The sequence below is a fragment of the Pseudarthrobacter sp. PvP004 genome (genome assembly GCF_017876035.1).
GTDB lineage: Bacteria > Actinomycetota > Actinomycetes > Actinomycetales > Micrococcaceae > Arthrobacter > Arthrobacter aurescens_A.
The window spans coordinates 559,377-574,280 of the sequence record NZ_JAGINL010000001.1 but is presented as its reverse complement, the minus strand read 5'-3'; the positions used below and the strand labels follow the sequence as shown (position 1 = coordinate 574,280).

Sequence of the window (14,904 nt, the reverse complement as noted above, 5' to 3'; positions counted from 1 at the left end):
CGGGTCGGATCCTTACGGAAGTTCGGCCGCCTTGACCGGACCCGCTTCTTCGGGACCTAGGTCAGGCGCCTCGCGAAGTTCGACGACGGTCCCCGGCTTCCCGAGTTCCAGCACCTTGATGCTGTTGCGGCCGGCTTTGAGCAACGGAGCGGGTGCGTAGAGGGTAACCTGCGGGCCCTTCTCCCAGTACCTGCCCAAAAGGAAGCCGTTCAGCCAAACAAAGCCCTTCCCGGAATCGGGCAAGGCAATGAAGGTGTCGGCTGGTTCCCCCACCTCAAAGTCACTTCCTGCCAGTCCGACCAGGTCTTCCGGACCCCACTCTGCGAGGTCAACAGGTGTCTGCCTCCAGTGGAAGGTGTAGCGCTGATTGACGAGGACGCCGCCCAGGATTCCCTTGCCGTGACCGATCAGCGGGCCGTAATTGATGCGGCCGAGGTTTTCCACGAGGATTTCGAGCTTGGCAGCGATGCCGGTGCCCGTGACAGGCAGTCCTTCAGAGCCGTTGACGTCGTCCAGGACACCGGCAAAGGTGCCGTCCAACCAAACGTAGGCACGGTCATTGAGGCCGGTGATCTTCAACCGGCTCTCTGTGGGGGCATCGGGACGGCCCGGCAGTATGGCTTCGGAGGAGTAGAGGACCATGCCGCCGTCGAGTCCCAGTTGTTCGAAACTGAGCGGTTTGACGCTGCTGACCGGCTTGCCGGCGTCTCTGACGAGCTCCAGCAGCTCCGGTCCGGGGCTCAACGGCAGGGACTGCGCCGGGAGTACCGGCGCGTCTGCCAGCAAGTCAGCTGGGAGTTCGGGCAGGTCGTCAACGCCCTGTGCCCGGTAGAACTCCTTACGGAAGGCATGAAACTTGGGAGTCAGGGCGCCGTTCTCAGCGATGGGTGCATCCGAGTCATAGCTGGTGACCGTGGGCTGAAGCATGGTGCCATCGTGGTTACTGCCGGAGCGGAGGCCAAAGTTGGTTCCGCCGTGGGCCATGTAGGCACAGAGTGAACCGCCCAGATCCAGCATCTTGCGTGCTTCCAATGCGGCGTCTTCGGCATCCCGCCCGTGATGGTGTTCGCCCCAGTGGTCGAACCAGCCACCCCAAAACTCAACGTTGAAGAACGGCTCGCCGGGCCGGCGTCGCTGCCATGTAGCTACCGCTTCGTCGCCGCGGCTTCCCAACGTCGCTGTCGCCCACGTGCCTTCCACCGCGCCGCCGTCGAGGAAGTAGTCCGTGCCGCCGTCTGCTGTGAAAAGGAGTTCAGTGATACCGCGCTCCTCCAGCGCGCGCCGGTTCCAGCGAATGTACTCGTGGTCGTCGCCGTAGCTGCCGTATTCGTTCTCGATTTGTACCGCCACCACCGGACCACCCGCGGAGGTCTGCCGTGAGGCGACGATGGGAAGCAAGTTATCGAACCACTCCTCGATGGCAGCGGTGAACACCGGGTCCATGCACCGAAGGCCGATGCCGGGCATGCCTGTCAGCCATGAGGGGAAGCCGCCGTTGTCCCACTCGGCACAAATGTAGGGCCCGGGGCGGACGATGACGTCCAGCCCTTCCTCGGCTGCGAGGTCCATGAACCGGCCCAAGTCCCGCCAGCCGCTGAAGTCCGGAGCTTCGTCGCGCTTAGGCTGGTGGAAGTTCCAAGCAACGTACGTGTCCACCGTGTTGGCGCCCATCGCCTTGAGCCGACGCAGCCGGTCCTGCCACAGGTCCGGGTGCACACGGAAGTAGTGGATGGCTCCGGCGAGGATGCGATACGGTTCACCCGAACGGTAAAGGACGGCGTCGTGGTAGCTCAGCAGGGCGTTGTTCACGTGGAACAGATTAGCTCAATTTCCAACATTTATGCACAGGTGATGATCACATGACCAATCTAGATACTTCCCCCGCCCAGGAAGTATGCCCCGCGGCGCCGGAAGGTCAAGGTCCTTGCGTTCAGCTGTGGCCCGAGCGTGAGGTTCCTTTGGGCGGGGTGCGCGCCATGAACGTCATGAGGACGCTGCCCCAGCGTGGACTGCCCACCGTGGGTGCCTGGTGCTTCCTGGACAGCTTCGGCCCGGACCGGGTGGCCATGAGCGTACTCCCCCATCCGCATTGCGGACTGCAAACGGTCACCTGGCCCATGGAAGGCGCCGTGCGGCACCGCGACAGCGTGGGCAGCGATGTAGTGGTCCGCCCTGGCGAGTTGAACATCATGACTGCAGGCCACGGGATTTCCCACTCCGAGTTCTCCGTCCTCCCGGCAACCACCGATGCCGGGTCGAGTCCGTTGGTTGAGGAAATTCCCGTGTCCCGCGGACTCCAGTTGTGGGTTGCCCTGCCGGAAGAGCACCGGCACCGTGCGCCGTCATTCGAACAAGTGAAAGACTTGCCGGTAGCAGTCGGTGAAGGTTTTACCGCCACCGTGATGGTGGGCGAGTTCGCGGGCCAGCGCTCCCCCGCCACGATGTTCAGCCCTATCGTTGGAGCCGACATCACGGGTACGGGGTCCCTTGAGCTTCCGCTGCGGCCGGACTTTGAGCACGCCGTACTGGTCCTGGATGGCCATGTAGTCATCGATGGCCAGGACATCGAAGCCGGTCCACTGGCCTACTTGGGCGCCGGAAGATCCAGCCTTTTGGTGGAAGCGCAGCCGGACACCCGCTTCATGCTCCTCGGCGGCGAACCGTTCGGAGAAGACTTGCTCATGTGGTGGAACTTCGTGGGCAGGACGCACGAGGAAGTGGAAAAGGCGCGCGAGGAGTGGGAAGCCGAAGGATTGCTCGACGACGACGCTGCCGCGACCTCGCGCTTCGGCTTCGTGCCAGGCCATGGTCCTGATGCGGGACCGGAGGCCGGCCGCATTCCCGCCCCGCCGCTGCCGGGAGTCAAGCTGCGCCCACGAACTCGAGGCTAAGTTCTAGAGTCGCTGTTCCGCTACAAGCCGGGGGACGCCGAACACGGGGTCCTGCTGAAGAATACGCACATCAGTGATGCCGCTTTCGGCCAACTTGGCTTTGAACGCTTCCTGCAGCCGCGGGACATTCATGCCGAGTCCACTGCCGAGTATCACCGGACCGTCGAGGCCAAGTTGGCGGACGGCCTGTTCGGCGAGGTCAGCCAGGTCACGACCCGCCTGGTCCACCAATGCCCGGCAGGTTTCGTCACCGGCGTCGGCGGCTTCCACCACCAACCGGGCCTGCTGTGCCCAATAGCGGCGGCCCGTATCCGGGGAGTGGAACAGTGCGATCAGCTTGCCGGGTTCGTCCACACCGACGGAGTCCAACAATGCCCGGCTGAGCCGATCAGGCTCCTTGCCTTGGTTCATCCGGCGCAGGCTGTGCCGGACAGCCTCGCGCCCCAGCCAGTAACCGCTACCCTCATCCCCCAGGAGGTAGCCCCAGCCACCGGCCCGGGCTTCCTCGCCGGCGTCGTTCTTGCCCCACGCGGCTGAGCCGGTGCCGGCAATTACTGCGACGCCTGTGTTCGCTCCCCCGGCTGCCAAAAGCAGGCGTGAATCGTGAACCACCGTAATGCGGGCACCGGGAGCATGGGGTGCGATGAGGTCGGCGAGCGCCTGTGCGTCTTCATCGGTGTCTATCCCACCGGAGCCTGCGTACACCTGGTCGATCTGACCGCCACCGATTTTGCCGAACAATTCAGCCAGGTTGGCTGCGGCTTGCTCCCGGCTGACGTTCTGGACGTTGGAACTGCCTGCATTCTCATCACGGACCGGCGTGCCGTTTTCGAACCGAACGCCGCGGGTTTTTGTGCCGCCGATGTCGAGGCCGATGACGGTACCGCTCACGGCTTCCGCGGAAGCTTGGGAATGCTGGACCGAGTCAAGATTGTTCACCGTGAAAGACTAGCTTGGAGCGTCCGGAGGAGAAACCGCACATGCCTGAATCCCTGTTTGGTACACCGTTTATTGCAGCTCCCATGGCCGGGGGAACGTCTACACCGGCGTTGGTGCAAGCAGTTCATGCGGGTGGCGGGCTGGGTTTCATCGCCGCCGGTTACAAGAGCCCCGAAGCCATGACTGCCGAAATCGCTGCCACGCGGGCACTCGACATTCCGTTTGGCATGAACGTGTTCGTACCGGACCCACGTCAGCTCCCGCCTAGCCCGGAGGCCCGGGCGCATCTGGAGGCGTACCGGGCCGAACTTGAACCGGAGGCAGCCCGCTACGGCGTGACCCTGCCTCCACTTCGGCTTGATGACGATGATGCGTGGCAGGACAAGATCGACGCCCTGCTGGCCTACCCGGTGGAGTTTGTAAGCTTCGCGTTTGGCCTCCCGGGAAAGCCTGTGGTCCGGGCCCTTCAAAAAGCCGGCAGCCAGGTCATCTCCAGTGTCACCAGTGTGGAGGAAGCTCTTGCTGCTGCTGAGGAAGGCCCTGATGCCATCGCAGTGCAACATAGCTCTGCGGGCGGACACACGGCAGCCTTTCTGCCTGGCGGACGGGAGCCTTCAGCCCGTACGACGGCGGAACTGGTAACCCAGGTGCGTGCCGCCGTCGGACTTCCGCTGATAGCGGCGGGCGCCATCATGGATAGCGCCGCGCTGCGTGATGTGCTCGCGGCCGGCGCGGCGGCCGCGCAAGTGGGTACCGCCTTGGTTCGCACGGACGAGAGCGGTGCACGGAAGCCGCACAAGGATGCCCTGGGCGACCCTGCCTTCACGGACACGGCAATGACCCGGGCTTTCACAGGACGATGGGCTCGTTCGCTGGTTAACGAGTTCCTCCGCGATCATCGTGACGCTCCGGAGGGCTATCCCGCCATCCACCACCTGACGAGCCCCGTTCGGGCTGCGTCATCCGCGGCGGGAGATCCCCACCGCCTCAACCTGTGGGCAGGGACCGGCTGGCAGCAGGCCAGGGAGGGCTCGGCAAAGGACGTGGTCAGGGAGTTCCTGAACGGGCTCTGACAAGTTCGGCGAGCAGATTCCCGCCCTCATTGACCACGAGTTCCCTGAACAGTCTGACGGCGTCCGGCTCGAAGCTTCGCTCCCGCCAGGCGATGCCGATCTGCCGGAACGCCAGGTCCGATTCGATGGCCACTTCAACGAGGCCAAGTTCGGCCTCCGGAAGGAACTGGCCCGTCCCCGATCCTGGCCCCGCCGGCGGCAGGATGCTGAACCCCAACCCGGCGGAGACCAATCCGCGCGCGGACGTGGACTCTTGGACTTCAAAGGCGATCCGGGGCCGGAAGCCGGCTTCCCGCAAGAGCGCCTCACCCAGCGCCCGCAGGCCCACCCCCTCCGGAAGTGTGATGTAGGGGTCCTGCCGGAGTTCGGAGAGGTGAACGCTTGACCTGTGCGCCAGAGGATGGCGGTAGTGCAACACTGCGCGCAAGGGTTCGCGGTACAGCGGCAGGGCGTGAATACCCCGCCCCTCCGGCGCAATCGGTGCTGTCAAAGCGAAATCCATGCTGCCGTCGGCCAGTTGCTTCAGACAATCGTCGCGGGGACCCTGCCAGAGGTCGAACACCGCGTGCGGGTGGCGGCCGCGAAAGGCGCTGATGAGCAGAGGGAGGGTCGCTTCACCGAAAGTGTGTTGAAACGAAACCCCAATGCGACCCCGGACAACGTCCGACTCATGCCGCACCCTGTCCAGCCCGGCTTGGAAATCCTCCAGCGCTGCCTCGATGTAGGGCAATAGAGTCCGGGCTGCAGGCGTAAGCCGGATCCCCCGGCCGTCGCGGATCAGCAAGTCCATCCCGACGATGGCACTGGCCCGGGCCACTGCCCGGCTCACGGTCGACTGTGGAATGCCGAGGATCTCAGCGGTTTCAGTCATGTGTTCCGTTCGGCCGAGCTCAGCAAGGACGGGCAGCAGGGGAAGAAGCTGTACGAGTTGCTGGTGGTCGGGTTCCATGAGGCTCCATTGTTCGCAGGAAGTATTCATGCACTGACGCATCAATCGTAGATGACCTATGCATTGGAACGCAGGGTCAGCTTGGTCCTAGTCTGGCTCGGTGAGCAAAGCTACCTCCATGGCCAGCACCGATTCCTGGGATGGACACGTCAAAGGATCCCGCGGCTACAGCCGCGTCCTGGCCGCTCTGGCGCTTGCCGGCGTCGCGACCTTCGCCCAGCTGTATTCCACGCAGGCCGTGCTTCCGCTCATGGCCGCCGACCTCCGGATCACGGCAGCTGAAGCTGCCCTGAGCATCTCCCTGGCCACTGTGGGCCTGGCTGTCACCGTACTTCCATGGTCCTTTGTGGCCGACAGGATAGGCCGGGTCCGTGCCATGGCCATCGGCATAGCCGCCGCAACGCTTCTGGGCCTGCTGGTTCCACTTGCGCCAACCGTGCCCGTGTTGCTGGGGCTCCGAGCCTTGGAAGGCATGGCCCTGGGCGGCATTCCCGCGATCGCTATCGCCTACCTCAATGAGGAAGTCACCAAGATTCACACTGCCCTCGCAGCCGGCACCTACGTTGCCGGAACCACACTGGGCGGTTTGGCCGGGCGGTTGGTGGCCGGCCCCGTTGGAGAACTCTGGGGATGGCGTGCCGCAGCCTTCGCTGTCTCCCTGCTGGCCACCGTATCCGCTGTCTTGTTCCTGGTCCTTGTTCCCAAGCAGCGGCGTTTCAGTCCGGCACCGGCCATAGGTTTTCGCGGGGCCCTCCGAACTTTGGGCGGGCACTCCAGCAACCCCAAGCTGTTGTCGCTGTATTTGCAGGCATTCCTGCTCATGGGTGGCTTCGTTGCCGTTTACAACTACCTCGGCTTCCGGCTGCATGCCGAACCATTTGGCCTACCCGCCACGGTTGTCAGCCTGATCTTCCTGGCGTACTTGTCCGGAACCGTCAGCTCACGTTGGGCGGCCGGGCTGACCGCCAAGTTTGGCCGGCGGAACGTCCTGCTGGCTGGTATCGCCGTCATGTCGGCAGGTTTGGCCATGACGTTGGTGGAGAACCTGACAGCCACCTTGGCCGGGCTGGTGATCTTTACGGGTGGCTTCTTCGCCGCCCATAGCGTCGGCTCCGGGTGGACCGGTGCCATTGCAACCACAGGCCGCGCTCAAGCAGCATCCCTGTACAACCTGTCCTACTACCTGGGTTCCAGCGTTATCGGTTGGGCAGGCGGCCTGGCCTTTCAGGCATTTGGCTGGCCGGCTTTGGCGTTGAGTGTCATTGCGCTGTCCATCACGACGGCGGCAGTCACTTTGATTGTTCACCGCCCACCGCGCCACTCCCGCTGATTCAAGGCGGTCTGCCCCTACAATCGGAGGCATGACACAGGTCACGAAAAACCGGGAGCTGTCGTCACCGGAGCGTTTGCAGGCGTTTACGGATGCCGTGGTGGCGATTGCATTGACGTTGTTGATCTTGCCGCTCATGGAGAGCGTGGGTGAACTGGCGGACCATGACGGCACTACGGCTGAGTGGTTGGCGGAGGAACAATACGCCCTTCTCGGTTTTGCCCTGAGCTTCATCCTCATCGCAGTTTTTTGGGTGCACCACCATAAGCTCTTTCGCAGCGTCAAGCAGGTGGACGCGGGTTTGTTGTGGTTGACCGTGGCATGGATGTTCACCATTGTGGTGATGCCCGTTGCGACGTCACTATCCACCCAGATGGAGTCTGATTGGGCACAGCCACTGGTCTATATAGGAACCTTGTTCGCCACCAGCCTGTTGCTTCTTCTGGCCCGCATCTACCTCCGGTCCCACCCTGACCTCCACGACATGGCTGACGACGACGCCGTGATGGGCATTCGAGCAAGTTGGATCGTGTCCGGGCTCTTCCTTGCAGCACTCGTTCTGGCCGTTGTCATTCCCGGCGCCGGAAACTGGCCCCTGCTGTTGATGCTGCTCAGTGAGCCGCTCCAGCGGTTGGACCGGCGGCGAGGTCGTCGCTCGCCCGCGAAGCGATAGTCACCTGAAGATTTCACGGATTAGGATGGACGAAAGGCAATTTCAGGAGGATCCGTGAGCAACCCCACGAAGAATGTTCGGTCAAGCACGGGCAGCGCAGAGCCGCTGGATGCGATCGATGAACGAATCCTCGCAGCATTGGTGGACGACGCACGGATCTCCAACAAGCAGTTGGCTGAACTCGTGGGAATCGCGCCGTCCACGGCCCTGATGCGCACCAGGGCGCTCTCTGAACGCGGAATCATCGAGGGCTTCGAAGCTGTGTTGAGCCTGCCGGCCATCGGCCGCTCTGTTCAGGCTCTCATCGCTGTTCGGCTGCGTGCCCATGACCGTGACCAAATTGACCGCTTCACTGCGCGGGTCCCCAAGCTCCCGGCGGTCATCTCCACTTTTCACACCACCGGCTCAGTGGACTACCTTCTCCACATTGCCGTCGCCAACACCGACGACCTCCGTAACTGGCTCCTGGACAACCTCGCCACGGACCCCGTGGTCGGCCACACGGAAACCACTATGGTGTTCCAGCACATCCCCGGCAACCGGGGACCGTTGCCCGAGTAAGAGCCGGGGCATCGGGTTTCAGTCCCGCAAGGCCTTCCGAAGAGACACAGCCGCGAGCGCCAGGGCTGCCGCGCCACACAAAGCCGTGAAACCCACGACGGCGGTCTGCAGGCCGAGCGCCGAGACTGCCAGTCCGAGCCCAATCACCGGAACAGCGCTCCCCAGGTACGTGATGACGTACACGGTGCTGATGACTTGTGCATGGCGGGCAGCTTCCACCTTCCCGGCCACCTCGTTGAAGACCTGCCTGAAGGCAATTCCTTGGCCCACTCCCGCTGTGATGCTGGCAGCTACCAGCAGCCAAGGGCTTGACCACGCCGCCGCAGCTCCCACCAAAACCACCGAGGCGCCCAGCACGGCAAGTGCCACGGGGACGACGAACTTTCCGCGTGCACCCAGCAACTGGCTCAAGGCCGAGGCACCCAAAGTGACACCGGCAAGCAGACCGATCAGGGGCCGTGAATCGGCGTGAACCACGCTGGCGAAGTATCCGGGTGCCAGGGAAAGGCAGAAACCGAACACCGCGAAACTCAGGAATCCGGTGGCCGCTGCCATCCAGAATGCTCCGCGTGCGTCTTGCGAGATGGACGGCTTCCGCGGGGCAAGGACCTTGAGGGGCTTGGGCCCTTCCGCGGGCGCGATGGCGGGCCTGGCTTTCAGCAACCTCAACGGAATGAGCGCTGCTATCAATACCGCCGAGTGGATGTAGTACGGAGTTCGTGTGGGGTCGGGCAAGAGCGACAAGACGCCACCGATTGCGGGACCTGCAGCAACGCCCCCGGCAGAGGAAAGCAGAGTAAAGCGGGAAGCCCAGTCGGGCCGCTGTGGCAGCAGTTCGCGCAAGGCCGCCGAACTGGCTCCGGTTGCGAGTCCTACGGCCACGCCCTGCAGCGCCCGGCCCAGGGACAACGTGACAAGCGAGTCCGCATTCGCGAAAATCACGCCACCCACCAAACCAACCAGCACGGCCAGCACCAGCGCTGCCCTCCGCCCAATGTGGTCCGACCAATGACCCGCCACCATGAGAACCCCCACCAGCGCGAGTACATAGCTCGAGAAGGCAACCGTCACTCCCAGCGAAGACATGCCGAGCCTGGCTTGCAGCAAGGGATACAAAGGCGTGGCGATGTTGGCGCCAACCAGCAGCGTAAAGATCACAACCCCGGCCAAGACCAGCCTGGCGGTGGTGGAGGCATCCCATCCCCAGCGCTCGGCTGTGGCCGGGCGCATGCGGAGTTCGCTCAAGACAGTCATTTCCATGCCTTCGGACTCGGTGGCCGGGCTGTTGGTTTCCTTGTGGGAAGCGCAGCCCGGCTAAGTATTGATGGCAATAGAATGCAGTAACTCTGATCTCAGAGAACCTTAAGGATGCGAAGATTGAGCAAAACACGCAAAGTAACACGATCCAAGTGAGCTGGAGTGACCATTTGAACACCCTTGACCCCATGGACTTGAAGATCCTCTTGGAACTCATCAAAGATCCCCGCATCCAGATCGCCGAGTTGAGCGACGAACTGGGCATCGCACGCAACACGGCCCAAAGCAGGGTCAAGCGCCTTCTCCGTTCCGGCGTGCTGCAAGCCGCCGGCCGGGAGGTAGATCTCGAAAAGGTGGGGTACGACGTCGTCGCCTTTGTGACCATTGAAGTCACCCACCGGGAACTCGACGGCGTCATCGGCGCCTTGCGCCTGATCCCCCAGGTGTTGGAGGTTCATGAAATCTCCGGCCGCGGCGATCTGTGGTGCCGGGTGGTAGCAACGGACACTCACAACCTGCAGTCTGCGTTGCGCTCGGTGCTCCGCACCAAGGGAGTCATCAGGACCGAAACAGTGCTTGCCCTGCACACCCATATCCCGTACCGCACGGAGCCACTCATCGGGAGGATGGCGGCAACACCAACACGGCCCCGGCAAGAGGGGCGGAGCACCGGCTCGGAGGCTTGAACGGACTAGGATTTTAGGCATGGATTGGCTCTCACACATTTCCCAGATCAACTGGCTCGCCATACTTCTGGCCTTTGTTGCAAGCATGGTGATCGGCTTCGTCTGGTACATGCCGGCCGTACTCGGTCGCAGGTGGATGCAGGCAATCGGCAAGACCGAAGAGGACCTCAAGAACATCGAAGGCGGCGCAAGCATTTGGCTTCCCATGATGGTGGCAGCAGCACTGACCAGCATTCTCCTCGCTGTCCTCATCAGCGCGTTGGACCTCAATACCTTCCTGGCCGGCGGTTTCTTCGCGCTGATCCTGGCCGTGATATTCCGTGCCGGCGGCCATGTGATTCACAACGGCTTCGCCGGGCGCCCATCAGCGGTAACCGTGATCGATTCCGGCCACGACATCGTGGCAATGACCATCGCGGGCGCCATCATCGGAGCCATGCAGTAGCGTTCAACCAGTGACCATTATCGACAACGCCGTATATGTAGACGGCGTCCGCACTGCCACCCCGCATAACCTCGAACAGACGTTTGAGATGCTCGCGGAACACGGCGGCATGGCCTGGATCGGGCTGTATCGTCCCACCAAGGAGGAGATGGCCGCCGTGGCCCAAGAGTTCGGGCTCCACGAACTCGCCGTGGAAGACGCCGTCTCGGCGCACCAGCGACCCAAACTTGAACGCTACGACCACAACCTGTTCACGGTACTGCGGCCGGCCCGCTACCTGGACGAAACCGAAACTGTTGAGTTCGGCGAACTGCACGTCTTCACCGGACCAAACTTCGTAGTGACCATCCGGCACGCCGAAACCGGCGGAGTTGCCCGTGTGCGCAAGCGGCTTGAGGAGCGCCCGGACCTTCTCCGCCACGGCCCGGAAGCAGTGCTCTACGCCCTCCTGGACCAAGTGGTGGACGACTATGCTCCAGTAGTTGCAGGCCTCGAAAACGACATCGACGAAATTGAAGACCAACTCTTCAGCGGCGACAGCGCCGTTTCACGCCGTATCTATGAGCTCGCCCGCGAAGTCATCCAGTTCCAGCGTGCCATTCATCCCCTGCCGGACATGATGGTGTTGCTGGAGAAGGGCTTCGAAAAGTACGGCGTCGACATCGAGCTGCAGCGCTCGCTCCGGGACGTCGAGGACCACGTCCAACGCGTGATCTCCAGGGCCAACTCATTCCGGGATCTCCTTCAGAACGCCCTCACCCTCGATGGCACACTGACTGCCAACCGCCAGAACGAGGCCAGCGCTGCCCAAAACGAGCAGGTCAAGAAGATCTCTTCCTGGGCTGCCATCCTCTTCGCTCCATCCTTCGTGGCGGGCGTCTACGGAATGAACTTCGACCATATGCCTGAGCTGCACTGGGAGTTCGGCTATCCCTTGGCTGTTGGCCTCATGTTCGGCGCCGCCTTGCTCATGTATGTCATCTTCAAACGCAAAGGTTGGCTGTGACGCCCACCTTTAAGCCCGCCTCGCGCATCTCGCGGAACCCTGCGAGGACTTTGATTGAGGGCATGGCGCACGACGCCGTGCGGTCGGGTTTTGAGCTTGAACCCAGTCAGCGGCAAGCAGCCGAGCGGTTGGCGGCCTTTGGTGCGCAGGTTACCGGCCGCCGTCGGGCGCTTCCGCGGAAGTCACCACGAAGCCTCTACCTCCACGGACCTGTGGGCCGCGGTAAAACGTGGCTGATGGACAGTTTCTACGGACGGCTGGATGCGCGGAAACGGCGGGTCCACTTCCACGATTTCTTCCGCAAGCTCCACAGCGGCACACATGGCCCGGAGGCCGGTAACGGAACAGCGATCCAGCAGTCAGTGGACGCGCTGCTGGACGGTGTGGAGGTGCTGTTTTTTGACGAGTTCCACGTGCACGACATCGGTGATGGCATGTTCATTTCCCGTCTGCTGCGGACCGCCGCGCAGCGTCGTGTCCTCCTGGTGGTTACGTCCAACTACGCCCCGGATGATTTGCTGCCCAATCCCCTGTGGCATGACCATTTCCTGCCCACCATCGAGGCCATCAAGGAGATGATGGACCTCGTGGAGATCAATGGCGCCTCGGATTTTCGTCGCTATCCGGTGAGTGATACCGGCCCGGGTCATGGTGCTTTCCGGTCGGGACGCATCGTCTCCCCCGGTACACCGCGGCAGCTGGGACGTCTCGGCCTCTTCCGGCCCCCGCCCTCACAAAGCCGGGTGTTGAATCCCACCACCCAACCAATCGTGGTCAAGAACTCGGACCCGGAGCTCCTGTGGGTCGGTTTTGAGGAGCTGTGCAGCGGGCTGACCTCGACGGCGGACTTTCTGGCGTTGGCCGAAACGCACAAAACGTGGGTCATTGACGACGTCCCCGTCCCAGCGGAAGGTGATGCTGCATCCGCGCCGGCCTGGCAGCGGTTCAGCAACGTGGTGGATGTGCTCTACGACCAGGACATCACCTTGTTCCTGATAGGAGAGGGACCACTCGACTGGGACATTGACGCAAGCGACGGCGTCCTGCCGGTGGATCTGGCACGCATCGCCAGCCGTTTATCCCTGCTAGGCCGCTCCGATGCGGACACAAGCATGGAAAGCGAAGAGGCCGCCGGAAGCTAAGCATCCAGCGGCCTCTTGTAGTGAAGTGCCCGAGGCGGGCAGTTAGATGACGCCGCCCGCGGCGGATGGGGCGCCTGCGTCGTGTCCGCCGTCGCCTACGGTTTCGCGGGCAACGTAGTTCTCAATGTCGAAAAGGTTCTCTGCCCGTTCGGTGATGTTCAGCAGCGTAGTCATGGAAGCGACTTCCTCAACCTGCTCCTTCAGGAACCACAGCATGAACTGCTCACCCAAGGCATCGCCCTCTGCGCGGGCAACGCGGAACATTTCCTCGATGTTCCGGGTAACTTCTTTTTCCTGCTCCAAAGCGAGCGCGATGGGTTCCTTGGCATTGGCGAAGTTGTTGCGGACCGGATTGATGCCCGGAATCTCCACGTGCACGTTCCGGTCCAGCATGTACTGGACCATCATCATGGCGTGGTTGCGCTCTTCGAGTGACTGGCGATAGAAGTGACGGGCCAGCTGCGGCAAATCTTCGCCATCAAAATACACAGCCACGGCGATGTATTGCTGGGAGGCCGCAAACTCATTGGCGACCTGGGCGGACAACAGCTCATTGAAAGTCTTCTTAGCCATGGCTCGATCCTACAGCCGGCCCATGACACTTTTGGTGGTGAGGTTGGCCACTGCTCACGGCAGCAGAAGGCTGATCCCCACACCGGCCGCAGCGGAAAGAACGCTTGCTGCCATGGATCCCAATCCATTGATGAGCGCCAGGCCAGTCCTTCCACTTTGAATCAGCCGGATGGTCTCCAGGCTCGCCGTACTGAACGTGGTGTATCCGCCCAGGAAGCCTGTGCCCAGGATCAAGAACAGGGATTCGGCCGCTTGGCCGCGCATCACCAGTCCGGCGAGGAACCCAAGCGCCAACGAACCTGTGACATTGATCAGGATGGTTCCCCACGGGAGGGCAGTCTTGAGGCGTTGCCTGACAAAACCGTCCACCATGAACCTGACCGCTGCGCCGACTCCGCCCGCGAGTGCAAGGAGTATGACGGTCACGACTTGCCCGTTGCGCGGCGATGATGCCACGCCCCCAACCATATGCCCGCGGTAGTGGCCGCGGCTCCGCCGAGCAAGCTCGCTGCCAGGTAGCCGGCAGCTCCAAGTGCTTCATCCGCCGTGAAAAGGTGGACTGCGTCCAGAGCCAGGGTGCTGTACGTCGTGTAAGCGCCCAGGAACCCCGTACCCAAGGCGAGCCGCAGAACCCGGCGACTGCCGACGTCGAGCCCTCTGCGGGAGAGTCCCTCCAGTAAGGCGCCCAGCGCCAGCGCGCCGGAGAGATTGATGGCCAAGGTAGGAAGCGGCCAGGCATTCGGCGCTGGTATCACCAGTCCAAGGCCGTACCGGGCGAGCGCTCCAAACACCCCGCCGGCCGCCACTATGCCGATGAAACCCCAGTGAAGATGGATCGGTTTCTTTGCCTCAGTCGTCGTCATCGTCGTCCGGGACCCGAGGGTTCACGGGGACAACGAGCACAGGCACCTCTTGGCGATGGAACAGGTGCCGGGCCACGGAACCCGACGTCAGCTCTTTGAGCGCGGCCGTCAGCTTATGCTCCCGTGTTCCCACCACGATCATGGAGGCACCAATTTCCGCGGCCAGACGTGCCAAGGCGCGTGCGGGCTCGCCCGCAAGCGGCACGATGGACCAACCTATGTCTTGGCCAGCCAGTTGCTCGGCAATGGTGCCCGTCAGTGAATCCGGTATCCCTTGTGCTCCGGCAACGCCATCCGGATCAATCGGGGCTGCCTGCCCGCCAGTTGTCCCATCGACGGGGTACACCGTGACATCCGAATATGCGCAGACCAGCGGCAAGCGCGCGCGGGCGGCCACGTGTGCTGCCTGCTCGACGACCACAGGCTGTTGCCCGGGCATCACGCCTACCAGGATGGGGCCGGACATGCTGCCGGAGGCCTCGGGACGTGGTGCGGGGATCTCAGTCACAGGGCAAT

Annotated in this window: 17 protein-coding genes; 9 read left to right on the top strand and 8 right to left on the bottom strand. The window is 62.8% G+C overall.

What is annotated here, in order from left to right:
- Window positions 1–12 precede the first annotated feature (12 nt).
- Window positions 13–1,809 (bottom strand): beta-galactosidase family protein, encoded by a 1,797-nt coding sequence (locus J3A64_RS02610; protein ID WP_210063578.1) that lies wholly within the window; start codon window positions 1,807–1,809, stop codon window positions 13–15.
- A gap of 50 nt (window positions 1,810–1,859) precedes the next feature.
- On the opposite strand from J3A64_RS02610, the gene J3A64_RS02605 reads away from it, so the two are divergent.
- Window positions 1,860–2,891, top strand: coding sequence for a pirin family protein (locus tag J3A64_RS02605; protein WP_014922321.1), 1,032 nt, complete (start codon window positions 1,860–1,862; stop codon window positions 2,889–2,891).
- Window positions 2,892–2,894: 3 nt separating this feature from the next.
- Here J3A64_RS02605 and J3A64_RS02600 read toward each other — a convergent pair whose 3' ends face one another.
- Window positions 2,895–3,830: an N-acetylglucosamine kinase gene (locus tag J3A64_RS02600; protein ID WP_011775474.1), complete on the bottom strand. Its 936-nt coding sequence runs from the start codon at window positions 3,828–3,830 to the stop codon at window positions 2,895–2,897.
- A 41-nt stretch (window positions 3,831–3,871) separates the two neighbouring features.
- Between J3A64_RS02600 and J3A64_RS02595 the strand changes: the two genes are divergently transcribed.
- On the top strand, window positions 3,872–4,903 hold the full coding sequence (locus J3A64_RS02595) for a nitronate monooxygenase (protein ID WP_210063577.1): 1,032 nt from the start codon (window positions 3,872–3,874) through the stop codon (window positions 4,901–4,903).
- Here the strand turns inward: J3A64_RS02595 and J3A64_RS02590 are convergent.
- Window positions 4,878–5,852 (bottom strand): LysR family transcriptional regulator, encoded by a 975-nt coding sequence (locus tag J3A64_RS02590; protein WP_011775476.1) that lies wholly within the window; start codon window positions 5,850–5,852, stop codon window positions 4,878–4,880. The genes J3A64_RS02595 and J3A64_RS02590 overlap by 26 nt on opposite strands.
- Window positions 5,853–5,952: 100 nt before the next feature.
- Here J3A64_RS02590 and J3A64_RS02585 point away from each other — a divergent pair, with 100 nt between their 5' ends.
- Genes J3A64_RS02585 through J3A64_RS02575 form a run of 3 tightly spaced genes read left to right on the top strand, consistent with a single transcriptional unit; the run spans window position 5,953 to window position 8,416 of the window.
- A complete protein-coding gene (locus J3A64_RS02585) occupies window positions 5,953–7,182 on the top strand; it encodes an MFS transporter (RefSeq protein WP_014922324.1) in 1,230 nt (409 codons plus the stop codon).
- Between the two features lie 31 nt (window positions 7,183–7,213).
- On the top strand, window positions 7,214–7,855 hold the full coding sequence (locus J3A64_RS02580) for a TMEM175 family protein (protein WP_210063576.1): 642 nt from the start codon (window positions 7,214–7,216) through the stop codon (window positions 7,853–7,855).
- 54 nt (window positions 7,856–7,909) lie between these two features.
- Window positions 7,910–8,416, top strand: coding sequence for an Lrp/AsnC family transcriptional regulator (locus J3A64_RS02575; RefSeq protein ID WP_011775479.1), 507 nt, complete (start codon window positions 7,910–7,912; stop codon window positions 8,414–8,416).
- Window positions 8,417–8,434: 18 nt separating this feature from the next.
- Here the strand turns inward: J3A64_RS02575 and J3A64_RS02570 are convergent, their stop codons facing one another.
- Window positions 8,435–9,670: an MFS transporter gene (locus J3A64_RS02570; protein ID WP_210063575.1), complete on the bottom strand. Its 1,236-nt coding sequence runs from the start codon at window positions 9,668–9,670 to the stop codon at window positions 8,435–8,437.
- Window positions 9,671–9,843: 173 nt separating this feature from the next.
- Here J3A64_RS02570 and J3A64_RS02565 point away from each other — a divergent pair, with 173 nt between their 5' ends.
- The 4 genes from J3A64_RS02565 to zapE are packed head-to-tail and all read left to right on the top strand — an operon-like array spanning window position 9,844 to window position 12,952.
- Window positions 9,844–10,359 carry an Lrp/AsnC family transcriptional regulator gene (locus J3A64_RS02565; RefSeq protein ID WP_014922326.1) on the top strand — a complete coding sequence of 172 codons (516 nt, stop codon included), beginning with the start codon at window positions 9,844–9,846 and terminating at the stop codon, window positions 10,357–10,359.
- Between the two features lie 19 nt (window positions 10,360–10,378).
- Complete coding sequence (locus J3A64_RS02560) at window positions 10,379–10,804, top strand: DUF1761 domain-containing protein (protein ID WP_011775482.1); 426 nt, start codon at window positions 10,379–10,381, stop codon at window positions 10,802–10,804.
- 10 nt (window positions 10,805–10,814) lie between these two features.
- Window positions 10,815–11,810 (top strand): magnesium/cobalt transporter CorA, encoded by a 996-nt coding sequence (gene corA / locus J3A64_RS02555; protein WP_011775483.1) that lies wholly within the window; start codon window positions 10,815–10,817, stop codon window positions 11,808–11,810.
- Complete coding sequence (gene zapE, locus J3A64_RS02550; RefSeq protein ID WP_238324339.1) at window positions 11,807–12,952, top strand: cell division protein ZapE; 1,146 nt, start codon at window positions 11,807–11,809, stop codon at window positions 12,950–12,952. The genes corA and zapE overlap by 4 nt, the downstream gene beginning before the upstream one ends.
- A gap of 42 nt (window positions 12,953–12,994) precedes the next feature.
- Here zapE and J3A64_RS02545 read toward each other — a convergent pair whose 3' ends face one another.
- The 4 genes from J3A64_RS02545 to J3A64_RS02530 are packed head-to-tail and all read right to left on the bottom strand — an operon-like array spanning window position 12,995 to window position 14,896.
- Window positions 12,995–13,525: a ferritin gene (locus J3A64_RS02545; protein WP_011775485.1), complete on the bottom strand. Its 531-nt coding sequence runs from the start codon at window positions 13,523–13,525 to the stop codon at window positions 12,995–12,997.
- Window positions 13,526–13,579: 54 nt separating this feature from the next.
- On the bottom strand, window positions 13,580–13,951 hold the full coding sequence (gene crcB / locus J3A64_RS02540) for a fluoride efflux transporter CrcB (protein WP_011775486.1): 372 nt from the start codon (window positions 13,949–13,951) through the stop codon (window positions 13,580–13,582).
- A complete protein-coding gene (locus J3A64_RS02535; protein ID WP_162486166.1) occupies window positions 13,948–14,388 on the bottom strand; it encodes a CrcB family protein in 441 nt (146 codons plus the stop codon). Before J3A64_RS02535 ends, crcB begins: the two co-directional genes overlap by 4 nt.
- Window positions 14,375–14,896 carry a universal stress protein gene (locus tag J3A64_RS02530; RefSeq protein ID WP_014922331.1) on the bottom strand — a complete coding sequence of 174 codons (522 nt, stop codon included), beginning with the start codon at window positions 14,894–14,896 and terminating at the stop codon, window positions 14,375–14,377. Before J3A64_RS02530 ends, J3A64_RS02535 begins: the two co-directional genes overlap by 14 nt.
- Window positions 14,897–14,904 lie beyond the last annotated feature (8 nt).